At 51.9% G+C, this 15,259-nt stretch carries 12 protein-coding genes and 1 other annotated feature; of the genes, 8 read left to right on the top strand and 4 right to left on the bottom strand.

Translation table 11 applies throughout. The features are described 5' to 3' along the window. Positions 1–34: 34 nt before the first annotated feature. A protein-coding gene (locus BG55_RS08455) for an IS3 family transposase (RefSeq protein ID WP_152542550.1) occupies positions 35–1,251 on the bottom strand; the annotation gives its coding sequence in 2 pieces (ribosomal slippage) (positions 35–904 and positions 907–1,251; 1,215 coding nt in all). Between the two features lie 105 nt (positions 1,252–1,356). Continuing rightward, a complete protein-coding gene (arcA, locus tag BG55_RS08445) occupies positions 1,357–2,073 on the bottom strand; it encodes a two-component system response regulator ArcA (RefSeq protein ID WP_034936458.1) in 717 nt (238 codons plus the stop codon). Between the two features lie 1,123 nt (positions 2,074–3,196). Continuing rightward, positions 3,197–3,311, top strand: a sequence feature (Thr leader region). Positions 3,312–3,335: 24 nt separating this feature from the next. Here arcA and thrA point away from each other — a divergent pair. From thrA to thrC, 3 genes are read left to right on the top strand one after another with little or no spacing between them, the layout of a single operon-like run. After that, complete coding sequence (gene thrA, locus BG55_RS08440) at positions 3,336–5,798, top strand: bifunctional aspartate kinase/homoserine dehydrogenase I (RefSeq protein ID WP_034936455.1); 2,463 nt, start codon at positions 3,336–3,338, stop codon at positions 5,796–5,798. Between the two features lie 2 nt (positions 5,799–5,800). Further along, positions 5,801–6,730, top strand: coding sequence for a homoserine kinase (gene thrB / locus BG55_RS08435; protein WP_034936454.1), 930 nt, complete (start codon positions 5,801–5,803; stop codon positions 6,728–6,730). Between the two features lie 3 nt (positions 6,731–6,733). Then, complete coding sequence (thrC, locus tag BG55_RS08430; protein ID WP_034936452.1) at positions 6,734–8,020, top strand: threonine synthase; 1,287 nt, start codon at positions 6,734–6,736, stop codon at positions 8,018–8,020. Between the two features lie 46 nt (positions 8,021–8,066). On the opposite strand, the gene yaaA is transcribed toward thrC, so the two are convergent. Further along, entirely contained in the window at positions 8,067–8,843 is a 777-nt protein-coding gene (gene yaaA, locus BG55_RS08425; RefSeq protein ID WP_034936450.1) for a peroxide stress protein YaaA, read from the bottom strand. Positions 8,844–9,097: 254 nt separating this feature from the next. Between yaaA and tal the strand changes: the two genes are divergently transcribed. From tal to BG55_RS08410, 3 genes are all read left to right on the top strand, one after another. Continuing rightward, entirely contained in the window at positions 9,098–10,051 is a 954-nt protein-coding gene (gene tal / locus BG55_RS08420) for a transaldolase (protein WP_034936449.1), read from the top strand. Between the two features lie 135 nt (positions 10,052–10,186). Beyond that, the gene (gene mog / locus BG55_RS08415; RefSeq protein ID WP_034936447.1) at positions 10,187–10,774 is read left to right on the top strand and encodes a molybdopterin adenylyltransferase; all 588 of its coding nucleotides are present in this window, start codon (positions 10,187–10,189) and stop codon (positions 10,772–10,774) included. A gap of 224 nt (positions 10,775–10,998) precedes the next feature. Continuing rightward, entirely contained in the window at positions 10,999–12,279 is a 1,281-nt protein-coding gene (locus BG55_RS08410; RefSeq protein WP_034936473.1) for an MFS transporter, read from the top strand. 86 nt (positions 12,280–12,365) lie between these two features. Here BG55_RS08410 and satP read toward each other — a convergent pair whose 3' ends face one another. Next, the gene (satP, locus tag BG55_RS08405; protein WP_034936446.1) at positions 12,366–12,929 is read right to left on the bottom strand and encodes an acetate uptake transporter; all 564 of its coding nucleotides are present in this window, start codon (positions 12,927–12,929) and stop codon (positions 12,366–12,368) included. Between the two features lie 102 nt (positions 12,930–13,031). Between satP and BG55_RS08400 the strand changes: the two genes are divergently transcribed. Beyond that, positions 13,032–13,238, top strand: coding sequence for a hypothetical protein (locus BG55_RS08400; protein ID WP_034936445.1), 207 nt, complete (start codon positions 13,032–13,034; stop codon positions 13,236–13,238). A gap of 11 nt (positions 13,239–13,249) precedes the next feature. Further along, a complete protein-coding gene (gene dnaK / locus BG55_RS08395; protein WP_034936444.1) occupies positions 13,250–15,163 on the top strand; it encodes a molecular chaperone DnaK in 1,914 nt (637 codons plus the stop codon). Positions 15,164–15,259: the final 96 nt, after the last annotated feature.

The following is a 15,259-nucleotide window of genomic DNA, read 5'->3' as shown; positions in this document are numbered from 1 at the left end:
GACTAGTCCTGGCATAGGTTGACACTTTACGCCCTCAAAACGCCTGATGTACTGCATCTGGCGTTTTATATTTCAGCGACAGATGCGGTCGCTGGCTATTGTAGATTCTTACCGACTCCGCCACCATTATTTCTGCCTGAACGATGTCTGCCGGGCGCGTTATCAGCAGCTCGTTTTTCAGTATTCCGTTGACCCTCTCCGCAATGGCGTTCTGATAACAGTCATACCCATCCGTCATTGAGCAGATTAGCCCGTGTCTTTCATGCACCGACTGGTACATCGCTGAGCAGTACTGTATGCCGCGATCGGAGTGATGGATCAGCGGTGTCCTGCCATGCCGGTTTTTCAGTGCCATCTGTAGCGCCTTCACCACGTGCTCTGTATGAAGACTTTCATGCACATGGTAACCCACTATTTTCCGTGAGAATGCGTCGGTTACCAGGCTCACGTAAGCCGTGCCGGTTCTGACCGGAAGCCAGGTAATGTCCGCCACCCAAACCTGCTCCGGGCCGGAGATGACGGTCCGCCCCGGCCCGTCTTTCAGCAGGTTTGGATGCTTATAAAAGCGATGATGGCTGTGGGTTGTTTTATGATAAGCCCTGGCCGGACGTACCCGCAGCCCGGCCTCCCGGAGTACGGTAAACAGGCTGTCCCGCCCGATATGCAGTTCAGGTGCATCCCGACAGTTAAGGATATGGTGCAGCTTGCGCGTGCCCAGGCGCGGTTGCTGCATCCTGAGGTTTTTCACTTCCTCAGTAATGCGGCAGGCCTGCTCTGACTTACGTTGCACGCGCTGACACCCCTGATACCAGGCCTGACGGCTTATTTTTAAAAACCGGCAGACCCTGACGATGGTCAGTCCGGGTGTTTTTGCCTGCGCGATAACGAAGCTAACTGCTTTTTTGTCAGCGTGGCACCGAACTCAGTGTTCATGACCTTCACGACGGCCTCAAAGAACTGCGCCTTCACTTCGGATTCAGCCAGCTGCTGCTCAAGCTCTTTGATTCGTTGTTCAGGCGTAAGGGGAAGGGATTTTTTCATGAGTCCTCCACGAGCGCTGCGCTGCTTTGAAGAGTGCCAGTCCAGCTGGCCATATTTACGCAGCCACTTCAGAACGGTGGAGCACCCCTGGATACCGTAGCGCTCCTGAGCCTGACGATAAGTCATCTCACCTTTTTCAACCTGCTCAACGACGGCCAGTTTAAAGGACAGAGAGTAGTCGCGTTGTGTACGTTTAACATATTGCTTCATCACATTCTCCTCAGAATCGCGGGAAAATGTGTCAACGCTATTCAGGACGGGTCAATCTGAAAATAAAAAGGGCCGCTGTCGGCCCTTTTTATTGCGCTGACCCGATCAGTCCTGAAGATCGCCACAAAAACGGTAACCTTCGCCGTGAATGGTGGCGATGATTTCCGGCGTATCCGGCGTTGACTCAAAATGCTTACGAATACGACGAATGGTGACATCCACGGTACGGTCGTGAGGTTTAAGCTCGCGTCCTGTCATCTTTTTTAACAGGTCTGCGCGGGTCTGAATTTTGCCCGGATTTTCACAGAAGTGCAGCATCGCGCGGAACTCGCTGCGCGGTAGCTTGTATTGTTCACCCTGAGGACTGATCAGTGAGCGGCTGTTAATATCCAGCTCCCACCCATTAAAGCGATAGCTTTCAACCAGTTTACGTTCTTCACTCTGTGGAGCAAGATTCATGGTGCGGGACAGCAAATTGCGGGCGCGTATTGTCAGCTCACGCGGATTAAACGGTTTGGTTATGTAATCGTCCGCACCAATTTCCAGACCGAGGATTTTATCAACTTCGTTATCACGACCTGTCAGAAACATCAGTGCGACATTAGCTTGTTCACGCAATTCACGCGCCAGCAGCAGCCCGTTTTTTCCGGGCAGATTGATATCCATAATTACCAGGTTGACGTCATTCTCCGTCAGAACCTGATGCATCTCTGCGCCATCCGTAGCTTCATAAACCATGTAGCCTTCGGCCTCAAAAATACTTTTGAGAGTATTACGAGTAACTAATTCGTCTTCAACGATAAGTATGTGCGGGGTCTGCATGTGTTCGCTACCTAAATTGCCAACAAAACGATATGGGACATACAGCTGATAACTTCCTGATGTAAACAGGCATGAAATTTGTGCCTCGCTACAGCTGTACAGAATATGTTCCAGAGCTATCAAAGACTGGGTGGCGTGGTGTAAACCAACAATAGCCTGCCCGTCACGTCAAGATGAAAAATGGCGTATATCCTAACGTCATTAACAGCAACATAACAGCACAAGGTTGGTGTAACAGGCAATAAATAAGACTTAATTGACTTATATCAAATCAATTGTAGCACGTTAACAGGCAGATGAAAAACTCTTATCAAAATGCCAGTTTAGCTCACAAAGTTCATTATCTGCCCTCAAATCAGTGGCCCTGTAATAGACTGGAGCAGACCACATATTTAACATTTCTTAATTGATTGAAGAGAATAAGATTATAGAAAGATAAATGCCTTTATCTCTGATTTAAGGGAAATAATGTCATAGCTTTCAAATATATTTATATTAACGATTTTAGCGTGTTATGGATATGTTAAATTTATTGATTGTTTTTCACTTCTATGACGGGCCGTTTTACTGTTAAAGGAATTTGTTCATATGGCGTAAAACTGTTCATTTATTTGCCCTGGCTGTTAACTCAACATGGCATTTAACTCATGCGACAAAGAGTGATGAATGAATAATGGTTATTAACTGACCTTTGTTGGTGAACATCAAACCTACTATTACCGCACGTTGTTGGTCATTGTGCTGGCGGAGAAACTGCCGGTGGAAGATTCTCCTCTGAGGAACTGTACCAGTCGGCACCTGAAGAGCGGTGGTGACATCACGCGAAGGATTGGAAAATGCCTGCCGGAAGAAAAAATAAGTTAGCGGCCGGCAACCAGTATCGGTTATCTCCGCAAAAAAAGTGCTGGTGAGAAAATCTGGATATTTTTTTAAACGCAGGAAAAAACGCTATCGAATGGCCGGATTAATACGCGATCAGATCTGTTTTTTCCCTGAATCCCTGGTGGGCACATGATGTGGCAATCGACCCCGTAACGATAAAAAAATTGACTTAGCCTGACGTTTGCTTTACTTCTGGTCAGCGACAGAATTTACAGACAGATAAATCTACCATGCGTACAGACAGCCCGATGACAACCATCATTATTATCACCACCATTACCACAGGTAACGGTGCGGGCTGACGCATACAGAGAAAATAAAAAAGCCCGCACCTGAACAGTGCGGGTTTTTTTTTCGGCAAAAATTCAGGAGAGCTTAAAATGCGAGTGCTGAAATTCGGTGGAACCTCAGTGGCCAACGCAGAACGATTCTTGCGTGTGGCTGATATTCTGGAAAGTAATGCGAAGCAGGGACAGGTTGCTACCGTATTGTCCGCGCCAGCGAAAATCACCAACCATCTGGTAGCAATGATTGAGAAGACCATTAACGGTCAGGATGCCGCAGCACATGTCAGCGAGGCAGAGCAGATTTTTGCTGCCTTGTTGCAGGGGCTGGCCGATGCCCAACCGGGGTTTGAACACCCTCGGCTGCAAGGGGTGGTTGACCAGGAGTTTGCCCAGCTTAAACAGGTTTTGCACGGCATCAGCCTGCTGGGTCAGTGCCCGGATAGCGTGAATGCGGCCATTATTTGCCGGGGTGAAAAGCTCTCCATCGCGATTATGGAAGGGGTGCTACAGGCACGGGGTTATGGCGTCAGCGTCATTAATCCCGTCGAAAAATTACTGGCGGTGGGGCACTATCTGGAGTCCACCGTGGATATTGCAGAATCTACCCGCCGTATTGTTGCCAGTCAGATCCCCGCACAGAACATGATTCTGATGGCAGGCTTCACCGCAGGTAATGATAAAGGTGAGCTGGTGGTGTTGGGACGTAACGGTTCTGACTATTCTGCCGCCGTTCTCGCCGCCTGTCTGCGCGCAGATTGTTGTGAAATCTGGACCGATGTGGACGGGGTTTATACCTGCGATCCGCGCCAGGTGCCGGATGCCAGACTGCTCAAGTCGATGTCTTATCAGGAAGCGATGGAGCTTTCCTATTTTGGCGCTAAGGTACTGCATCCCCGGACTATCTCGCCAATTGCTCAGTTTCAGATCCCTTGTCTGATTAAAAACACCGCTAACCCTCAGGCACCCGGAACGCTGATCGGCGGTGATGCCAGCGATGCGGATACGCCGGTTAAGGGGATCACCAATCTCAATAATATGGCGATGTTTAACGTCTCCGGGCCGGGGATGAAAGGGATGATTGGCATGGCTGCCCGCGTGTTCGCGGCGATGTCACGCAGCGGCATTTCCGTGGTGCTGATTACGCAGTCCTCTTCAGAATACAGCATCAGCTTCTGTGTGCCGCAAAGCGATCTGCTGCGCGCCCGTCGCGTGTTAGAAGATGAATTCTATCTGGAGCTGAAAGATGGCCTGCTGGAGCCGCTGGATGTGATGGAAAATCTGGCGGTAATTTCGGTGGTCGGGGATGGTATGCGCACCTTACGCGGCATCTCGGCGAAATTCTTTTCAGCGCTGGCGCGCGCCAATATCAATATCGTAGCGATTGCGCAGGGTTCATCGGAACGCTCCATTTCCGTGGTAGTGAATAACGATGATGCCACCACCGGCGTGCGTGTGGTGCATCAGATGTTGTTTGCTACCGATCAGGTGATTGAAGTCTTTGTTATCGGCGTGGGTGGTGTCGGCGCGGCGTTGATCGATCAGTTACATCGCCAACAGGCATGGCTGAAAAATAAGCATATCGATCTGCGGGTGTGTGGCATTGCCAATTCGCGGGCGCTGCTGACCAATGTCCACGGCATTGCGCTGGATAACTGGAAAGAAGCGCTGCAAGAGGCGAAAGAACCTTTCAACTTGCAGCGCCTGAATCGTCTGGTTAAAGAGTATCATCTGCTCAATCCGGTGATTGTCGATTGTACTTCCAGCCAGTCTGTAGCCGATCAGTATGTGGATTTTCTTACCGACGGCTTTCATGTGGTCACCCCGAATAAAAAGGCTAACACCTCTTCCTGGCACTATTACCAGCAGATGCGCAAGGCGGCTGAAAAATCGCGGCGTAAATTTCTTTACGATGCCAACGTGGGTGCCGGATTACCGGTGATCGAGAACCTGCAAAATCTACTGAATGCCGGTGATGAACTACTTCGTTTCTCCGGGATCCTCTCCGGTTCGCTGTCATTTATTTTCGGCAAACTTGATGAAGGTGTCTCGCTGTCGGATGCCACCAGAATGGCGCGTGAGATGGGTTTTACCGAACCGGATCCTCGGGAAGATCTCTCCGGGCTGGACGTGGCGCGCAAGCTGTTGATCCTCGCCCGTGAAGCCGGTTATCAGCTGGAGCTGAGTGATATTGAGATTGAAAAGGTGCTCCCGGATGAATTCACGGCAATAGATAATGTTGAGGAGTTCATGTCCCGCCTGCCGGAGCTGGACGATGCCTTTGCTTCGCGCGTTGCCCTCGCCGCAGAACAGGGTAAAGTACTGCGTTTTGTCGGCGCGATTGCAGAGGGGGGGCACTGTCAGGTTAAAATTGCCGCCGTGGATGGCAACGATCCCCTGTATAAAGTGAAAAACGGCGAGAATGCGCTGGCTTTCTACAGCCGCTACTACCAGCCTATTCCGCTGGTACTGCGCGGTTACGGTGCAGGCAATGATGTCACCGCTGCTGGCGTGTTTGCCGATCTGCTGCGCACTTTGTCATGGAAGTTGGGAGTTTAATAATGGTCAAAATTTATGCCCCTGCCTCAATTGGCAACGTCAGCGTAGGCTTTGATGTGCTGGGTGCGGCGGTGTCGCCGGTAGACGGTACTTTACTCGGTGACTGCGTCACCGTCGAAGCCGCCGCTGAATTCAGCCTGCGTAACGAGGGGCGCTTTGTCAGTAAGCTGCCAGCCAGCCCGCAGGAGAACATCGTCTGGCAGTGCTGGGATCGTTTTTGTGAGGTGACGGGTCAACGTGTTCCGGTGGCGATGACGCTGGAAAAGAATATGCCGATTGGTTCCGGGTTGGGCTCCAGCGCCTGCTCGGTGGTGGCCGCACTGATGGCAATGAACGAATACTGCGGCAAACCTCTCGATGACACCCGGCTACTGGCGCTGATGGGCGAGCTGGAGGGGCGTATTTCCGGCAGTGTGCATTATGATAATGTTGCGCCCTGCTTCCTTGGCGGTATTCAGCTGATGGTGGAAGAAAACGGCATCATCAGTCAGTCAGTACCGGCATTCGACCAGTGGCTGTGGGTGATGGCCTATCCCGGAATCAAAGTTTCCACGGCGGAGGCCCGGGCGATTCTGCCTGCGCAATACCGTAAAGAAGATATCATCCGGCATGGCCGCTATCTGGGCGGATTTATTCATGCCTGCCACACACAACAGCCGCAGCTGGCGGCGAAGCTGATGCAGGATGTGATTGCTGAGCCATATCGCACTAAGCTTTTACCGGGATTCGCGCAAGCCCGTCAGGGGCTGAAAGATATTGGTGCGTTGGCCTGTGGAATTTCTGGCTCTGGCCCGACACTGTTTGCCGTCTCTGATTGTCCGCAGACGGCTGAACGTATGGCAGACTGGCTGCGCCAGCACTATCTGCAAAACGATGAAGGCTTCGTTCATATTTGCCGCATTGACACGGCAGGCGCACGTAAACTGGGATAACGTATGAAACTGTATAATCTTAAGGATCATAACGAGCAGGTGAGCTTCTCACAGGCGGTTAAACAGGGTCTGGGTAAACAGCAGGGGCTGTTTTTCCCGCTTGAGCTGCCAGAATTTGAGCTGACCGATATTGATGAGATGCTCGAAATGGATTTTGTCAGCCGCAGCTGCAAAATTCTGTCTGCTTTTATCGGCGACGAAATTGCGCCACATCAGCTGCATGAGCGCCTGAAAAGTGCGTTTGCCTTTCCGGCCCCGGTGGTGAAAGTCACTGACGATATCTCCTCGCTGGAGCTGTTCCACGGCCCGACGCTGGCATTTAAAGATTTCGGCGGCCGCTTTATGGCGCAGATGCTGTCGTATGTCAGCGGTGCCGATGAGAAAATCACTATTCTGACCGCCACCTCTGGTGATACCGGGGCAGCCGTAGCGCATGCCTTTTACGGCATGGAGAACGTGCGGGTGGTTATTCTCTATCCTCAGGGAAAAATCAGCCCGTTGCAGGAAAAGCTGTTCTGTACGTTGGGTGGAAATATCCAGACCATCGCTGTTGATGGCGATTTTGATGCCTGTCAGGCACTGGTTAAACAGGCTTTTGATGATGAGCCGCTGAAAAAAGCCATTGGTCTTAATTCCGCTAATTCGATCAATATCAGCCGTTTACTGGCACAGATCTGCTACTACTTCGAAGCCGTGGCGCAGCTGCCACAGGAAAAACGTAATCAGCTGGTAATCTCCGTACCCAGCGGTAACTTTGGCGATCTGACGGCAGGTCTGTTAGCGAAAACTCTCGGTCTGCCGGTGAAACGCTTCATCGCTGCGACCAATGCTAACGACACCGTTCCGCGCTTTCTGTCAGGTGGAGAATGGCAGCCAGCGGCGACCGTTGCCACGCTGTCAAACGCAATGGACGTCAGCCAGCCGAACAACTGGCCGCGTGTTGAAGAGATTTTCCGCCGTAAAACCTGGCGTCTGAACGACCTTGGCTATGGCGCGGTGGATGATAAAACCACCGAGGCAACCATGCGCGAGCTGGCGGATCTGGGGTATATTTCTGAGCCTCATGCCGCTATCGCTTATCGTTTGCTGCGCGACCAGTTGCAGGAAGGGGAGTTTGGGCTGTTCCTCGGCACGGCGCATCCGGCGAAGTTTAAAGAGAGCGTGGAAGCGATTCTCGGACAATCGCTGCCTTTGCCAGAGGCGTTAGCTGAGCGGGCGGCGTTGCCGTTGCTGTCGCAAAATATGGCGGCAGATTTTGCAGAACTGCGGGCGTTTTTGCTGAAAAAATAATCCCTTCGGCCCTGACTTTCTGGTCAGGGCTTTTTCCACGTCAAATTTATTTCATCTCCGGGCGTTTAAATACCAGTTCATCCTCACTGCTTTCTTCAGCGGCAAAAGCGTAGCCCTGCACCGCAAACTTTTTCAGTTGCGCAGGTTTAGTGAGGCGGTTTTCGATAATGTAACGGCTCATCAGACCACGTGCTTTCTTGGCGTGAAAGCTGATCACCTTCCAGCTGCCATTTTTCTCGTCGAGGAACACTGGTTTGATAATGCGGCCCTGTAACTTCTTCGGCTGGACGGCTTTAAAATACTCATCTGAGGCCAGGTTAATCAGAATATCGTCGCCCTGCTCAGCCAGAGCCGCATTCAGCCCCTCGGTCAGCCGTTCACCCCAGAAGCTGTAAAGATCTTTTCCTGCCGGATTCGCCAGTTTAATGCCCATCTCCAGACGATAGGGTTGCATCAGATCCAGTGGGCGCAGCAGGCCATACAGGCCAGAGAGCATAAGCAGATGCTGCTGGGCAAAGTCAAAATCCTTTTCTTTGAAAGTTTCCGCCTGCAGGCCGGTGTAGACATCACCTTTAAAGGCCAGAATGGCCTGGCGTGCATTATCAGGAGTGAAAGGGGGCTGCCAGTTCTGGAAACGGCCAACGTTTAAATCGGCCAGTTTGTCGCTGATACTCATCAGTTTACCCACCTGGGCTGGCGTCAGTTTACGTGCGATTTCAATCAGTTTTCTGGCGTCATCCAGCAGGGCGGGCTGGGTAAAGCGTTGGGTGGCCAGCTCGCTTTCGAAATCCAGCGTTTTTGCCGGAGAAATAACTAGCAACATAACAGGCTCCTGAATAATTACGCCAGAGAAGGCAAAAGTGGGCAGGGCGGTAATGTAGCAAAAAAAGTGTGCTGATGCGGCTGATTACTGCCATTGCCGGAACTTATTCCCGTCTTTCAGGACGGGTATAACTGCACAATTTAGCTCTCAGTGGCCTGGCGGCAAGCTTACCTTGCATGGCAGATGGTGCGTGATATCATCCGTGGCAGAGATTTTCCAGAACCCGATAACTCTAGCTGATGAGAATGACAACCATGACGGACAAACTGACTTCCCTGCGTCAACTCACTACCGTTGTTGCCGATACCGGCGATATTGCCGCAATGAAGCTGTACCAGCCTCAAGATGCCACCACTAATCCCTCTTTGATTCTTAGCGCCGCTCAGATCCCGGAATACCGTAAGCTGATTGACGAAGCGGTTGCCTGGGCACGTAACCAGAGCAGCAACAAGGAAGAGCAGATTCAGTATGCGGCCGACAAACTGGCGGTAAACATCGGTCTGGAAATTCTCAAGCTGGTGCCTGGTCGTATCTCTACTGAAGTGGATGCCCGTCTCTCTTACGACACCGAAGGCAGCATTAATAAAGCACGTTCGCTGATTAAGCTGTATAACGATGCTGGCGTCAGCAATGATCGTATTCTGATTAAACTGGCTTCCACCTGGCAGGGCATTCGTGCGGCAGAGCAGCTGGAAAAAGAAGGCATTAACTGTAACCTGACGCTGCTGTTCTCCTTTGCCCAGGCTCGCGCCTGTGCCGAAGCGGGTGTTTATCTGATCTCCCCGTTTGTGGGTCGTATTCTGGACTGGTACAAAGCCAATACTGACAAGAAAGAGTACGCCCCGCACGAAGATCCGGGCGTGGTATCCGTTTCTGAAATCTACAAATACTACAAGCAGCACGGTTACGAGACGGTGGTCATGGGAGCCAGCTTCCGCAACGTGGGTGAAATCATTGAGCTGGCAGGTTGCGATCATCTGACTATCTCTCCTGGCCTGCTGAAAGAACTGGCGGAGAGCGAAGGTGCCCTGGAGCGTAAACTCTCCTGGTCTGGTGAAGTAAAAGCGCGTCCGGCAAAAATGACCGAGTCCGAGTTCCTCTGGCAGCACAACCAGGATCCGATGGCGGTGGACAAACTGGCTCAGGGTATCCGTAACTTTGCCATCGACCAGGGCAAACTGGATAAAATGATCGCTGATCTGCTGTAATCCGCAATGTGGCCGGGTCAACCGGCCACTCATCCCCTCGCTGTACATCCCGCATTGCAATGTTTATGCTTCTTTTATCCCCTAATCCCCCCGCACCCGCCAGCCAGCGGTGGCCACTACCACAGCGATGATATGATGAACACATTACGAATAGGGTTAGTTTCCGTTTCCGATCGCGCCGCGAATGGCATCTATCAGGACGCAGGTTTGCCTGCCCTGGAAACGTGGCTGATTCAGGCGCTGGCTTCACCGTTTGTGATTGAAAAGCGTCTGGTGCCGGATGAGCAACCGATGATTGAACAGGCAATCTGTGAACTGGTGGATGAGCTGTTCTGCCACCTGGTGCTGACGACCGGAGGAACCGGTCCATCCCGACGTGATGTCACTCCGGATGCGACGATAGCTATAGCCGACCGTGAGATGCCGGGTTTTGGTGAGCAGATGCGACAGATTAGCCTCAACTTTGTGCCGACGGCGATTCTCTCCCGTCAGGTTGGGGTGATCCGTAAGCAGTCGCTGGTGGTGAATCTGCCGGGGCAGCCGAAGTCGATAAAAGAGACGCTGGAAGGGCTGAAAGATGATGGCGGTAAGGTGCATGTGCAGGGCATTTTTGCCAGCATTCCCTACTGTATACAGCTGTTGGATGGGCCTTACGTGGAGACGCATAACGAAGTGGTCGCCGCATTTCGCCCCAAAAGCGCCAGACGTCATTCAGAAAGTTAGAAAGCGCCGCCTCAGATATAACCTCCCATTCTCTGCTCTGGCGGCAGATTAAATGCTGTTGCCACTCTTTTACAGGTCGGACCGGCGTCGATTTAACTGTGCAAAGAAAAAAGAAACAGTGATTCAGTCACCTGTCGTCGGCTGAATATTCCGCTCCAGCAGATAACGCTGCCTGTTTTCTTATGATATTTTCTCCTTTTCATTTGCGAACTGGCCTGAAAATTATGCGTCCAACCCCTGCGAGTCGGTTAACCCGGCAGGATTATAAAACCCTCTCTCTGGCCGCGCTGGGTGGCGCGCTTGAGTTCTACGATTTTATTATTTTTGTCTTCTTTGCTGCGGTAATTGGCGATCTGTTCTTTCCTGCGGGTATTCCCGACTGGCTGCGCCAGTTACAGACTTTTGCGATCTTTGCGGCCGGTTATCTTGCCCGTCCATTGGGTGGAATTATCATGGCGCATTTCGGCGACAGCAAAGGGCGTAAGAAGATGTTCAGCCTGAGCATTCTGTTAATGGCGTTGCCTACGCTGGCGATGGGGTTACTGCCCGATTACGCCACGCTGGGGGTGGCCGCACCGGTTTTGCTGCTGCTGTTACGCATGTTGCAGGGTGCAGCGGTGGGGGGGGAAGTGCCGGGTGCCTGGGTTTTTGTTGCCGAACATGTGCCGGAGAACCGAACCGGCTTCGCCTGCGGAACCTTAACGGCAGGGCTGACCGTCGGCATTTTACTGGGGTCGGTGGTGGCAACCTTAATCAATAAAACTTTTGGCCCGACCGGCGTGGCCGAAGGCGCATGGCGCATTCCCTTTTTACTGGGCGGCGCTTTTGGTCTGCTGGCCCTCTGGTTGCGGCGCTGGCTACAGGAAACACCGGTCTTTACAGAACTGGCGGCACGCAAAGCGCTGGCTGCTGAACTGCCGTTGAAAGCGGTAGTGCTCAACCATAAAAGAGCCGTTGCTATCTCTATGCTGCTGACCTGGCTGTTATCCGCTGGCATTGTGGTGGTGATCCTGATGACGCCCGTCTGGTTGCAAAAAGTGTATGGTATCGCCACCACGCAGGCTCTTCAGGCTAACAGTCTGGCGACGGTCACCTTGATCGCCGGTTGTATCTGCGCAGGACTGGCCGCCGATCGTTTTGGTGCCAGTAAAACCTTTATTTTCGGTAGCCTGTTTCTGGCCGTATGCAGCTGGATATTTTATCGCACGGTGGGTGAACATCCGCAGAGGCTGATGGCCTGCTATGGGTTGGTGGGATTCAGCGTCGGTGTGGTCGGGGCAGTGCCTTATGTGATGGTGCGTGCTTTTCCGGCTCAGGTGCGTTTCACCGGGATCTCATTTTCCTACAATCTCGCCTATGCCATCTTTGGCGGCTTAACGCCGATTCTGGTCACATTAATTATGGCGATAACGCCACTGGCACCGGCTTTTTATGTCCTGACGCTCTCTGCGCTGGGTGTGCTGCTGGGGATCTGGCTGAAGCGCGACGTTGCGGTTACGGTATAAACAAAAAGCAGTCCCGGACAGCATCGACGTTGAAAAGTCCGGGACTGCTTTAAACCTTCCTGCGGTGGTTAAGCGCGGGAGCGCTGTTATCTTTCACCGGTTGGCAACACCCGGCGTCCCAGTTGTTCGTTAATCACTTCAGCCATAGCCAGATAAATGGCGCTGGCACCGCAGATAATTCCCTCGAAACCGGCAAAGATCACGACGCTGTGATTACCCGCGATATTGCCCCAGGCCAACAGGAAGAACAGCACGGTCAGGCTGGCAAAAACAAATTGCAATGCACGGTTTGCTTTGAGTGTGCCGAAGAACATAAACAGGGTGAAGATACCCCACAGCGCCAGATAGACGCCGAGCATACTGGCATCCGTGGGTTGTGCCAGTCCCATTTCAGGCAGTACGATAATCCCCACCAGGCTCAGCCAGAAACAGCCATAAGAGATAAAAGCCGTCAGGCCAAAAGTGTTGCCTTTCTTATATTCCAGCAGGCCCGCAATAATTTGTGCCAGGCCGCCAAAAAATATTCCCATACTCAGGATGGCGGCGGTCAGCGGAAAAAAACCTGCATTATGCAGATTCAGTAAAACCGTGGTCATGCCAAACCCCATCAGCCCCAGAGGCCCCGGATTTGCCAGCGTATTGGAATGCATAAATTCTCCGTAATATCAAAGATAAATGGCAAAAATTAAGACACTTCATACCGGGTCGTCAGCAAGAACCAGGCCTGCTTTGTCAGTGTGCGCGGCATGATAATGAGCCAACTGACGGTAAACAATGATCTGGAGAGCGATAAATTCAAAATTTTTTTTATCCCGCCCCTTGATGCTGTTAATGATGGCCCCATCTTATCTGGCATCCGAGGATATGTACCCGGAAAAAAAACGCGGTGTCGGCAGTTGAAACGACAAAAACAGACCGCATTAAGTGTGCATAACCTGATTGATAATGAATTTAAGTAGGAGATGTTCAGATGGGTAAGATTATTGGTATTGACCTGGGTACGACTAACTCTTGTGTAGCAATCATGGATGGTGGCAAGGCGCGTGTGCTGGAGAATGCTGAAGGCGATCGTACCACGCCTTCCATTATTGCTTACACCCAGGATGGTGAAACACTGGTCGGTCAGCCTGCTAAACGTCAGGCCGTGACTAACCCACAGAATACCCTGTTTGCGATCAAGCGCCTGATTGGTCGCCGCTTCCAGGATGAAGAAGTCCAGCGTGATATCAAAATCATGCCTTATAAAATTGCGGGTTCCGACAACGGTGATGCCTGGATTGATGTGAAGGGCCAGAAAATGGCACCGCCGCAGATTTCCGCTGAAGTGCTGAAAAAGATGAAGAAAACGGCGGAAGATTACCTGGGCGAGCCGGTAACTGAAGCGGTTATTACCGTCCCGGCTTATTTTAACGATGCGCAACGTCAGGCAACCAAAGATGCCGGTCGTATTGCCGGCCTGGATGTCAAACGTATCATTAACGAACCGACCGCTGCCGCACTGGCTTACGGTATGGATAAAGGCCAGGGCAACCGCACCATCGCGGTTTACGATCTGGGTGGTGGTACTTTCGATATCTCTATTATCGAAATCGACGAAGTTGACGGCGAGAAAACCTTCGAAGTGCTGGCAACCAACGGCGACACTCATCTCGGTGGTGAAGACTTCGACAGCCGCATGATCAACTACCTGGTTGCGGAATTTAAGAAAGATCAGGGTATCGATCTGCACAACGATCCGCTGGCGATGCAGCGTCTGAAAGAAGCCGCAGAAAAAGCGAAAATCGAGCTTTCTTCCGCTCAGCAGACCGACGTCAATCTGCCGTACATTACTGCCGATGCAACAGGGCCTAAGCACCTGAATATCAAAGTGACTCGCGCCAAGCTGGAGTCTCTGGTTGAAGATCTGGTTACCCGTTCTATCGAGCCGCTGAAAGTGGCGTTGCAGGATGCGGGCCTGTCAGTTTCTGACATCAATGACGTCATCCTGGTAGGTGGTCAGACTCGTATGCCAATGGTGCAGGCGAAAGTTGCTGAATTCTTTGGCAAAGAGCCGCGTAAAGACGTTAACCCGGATGAAGCCGTTGCCGTTGGTGCTGCGGTGCAGGGTGGCGTACTGGCCGGTGATGTGAAGGACGTGCTGCTGCTGGATGTCACCCCGCTTTCGCTGGGTATTGAAACTATGGGTGGCGTGATGACCTCGCTGATCAGCAAGAACACCACCATCCCAACCAAGCACAGCCAGGTGTTCTCGACTGCGGAAGACAATCAGTCGGCGGTGACCATCCATGTGGTGCAGGGTGAGCGTAAGCGCGCGGCAGACAACAAATCTCTGGGCCAGTTTAACCTCGACGGTATCCAGGCGGCACCTCGCGGTATGCCACAAATTGAAGTCACTTTTGACATTGATGCCGATGGTATCCTGCATGTTTCTGCGAAAGATAAGAACAGCGGTAAAGAGCAGAAGATCACCATCAAGGCTTCTTCTGGTCTGAATGACGATGAAATCGAAAAAATGGTTCGTGACGCAGAAGCCAATGCTGAATCTGACCGTAAGTTCGAAGAGCTGGTTCAGATCCGTAACCAGGCCGATCATCTGTCGCACAGCACCCGTAAGCAGCTGGACGAAGCCGGTGACAAACTGCCGGCAGACGACAAGGCACCTATCGAGGCTGCCCTGACCGAGCTGAATACCGCGCTGAAAGGTGAAGATAAAGCCGAAATTGAAGCGAAAATGCAGGCGCTGATGCAGGTATCCAGCAAGCTGATGGAGTTTGCTCAGCAGCAGGCTGCTGGCGGCGCAGCTGATGCCACCGATGCTTCTGCGAAGAAAGATGACGATGTTGTCGACGCTGAATTTGAAGAAGTAAAAGACAACAAAAAATAATCGCCCCTGACAGGGCATGGCGCTCTGTTACAGAACGCTGATTAAACCCACGGGCGTAGGAGTTTCTCTACGCCCGTTCACGTATGTTAAGGGCAG

It is taken from the genome of Erwinia mallotivora, assembly GCF_000590885.1.
In the GTDB taxonomy this organism is placed as follows: domain Bacteria; phylum Pseudomonadota; class Gammaproteobacteria; order Enterobacterales; family Enterobacteriaceae; genus Erwinia; species Erwinia mallotivora.
Note: the sequence above shows the minus strand (reverse complement) of the source record. Positions and strands in the feature narration are given on the sequence as shown.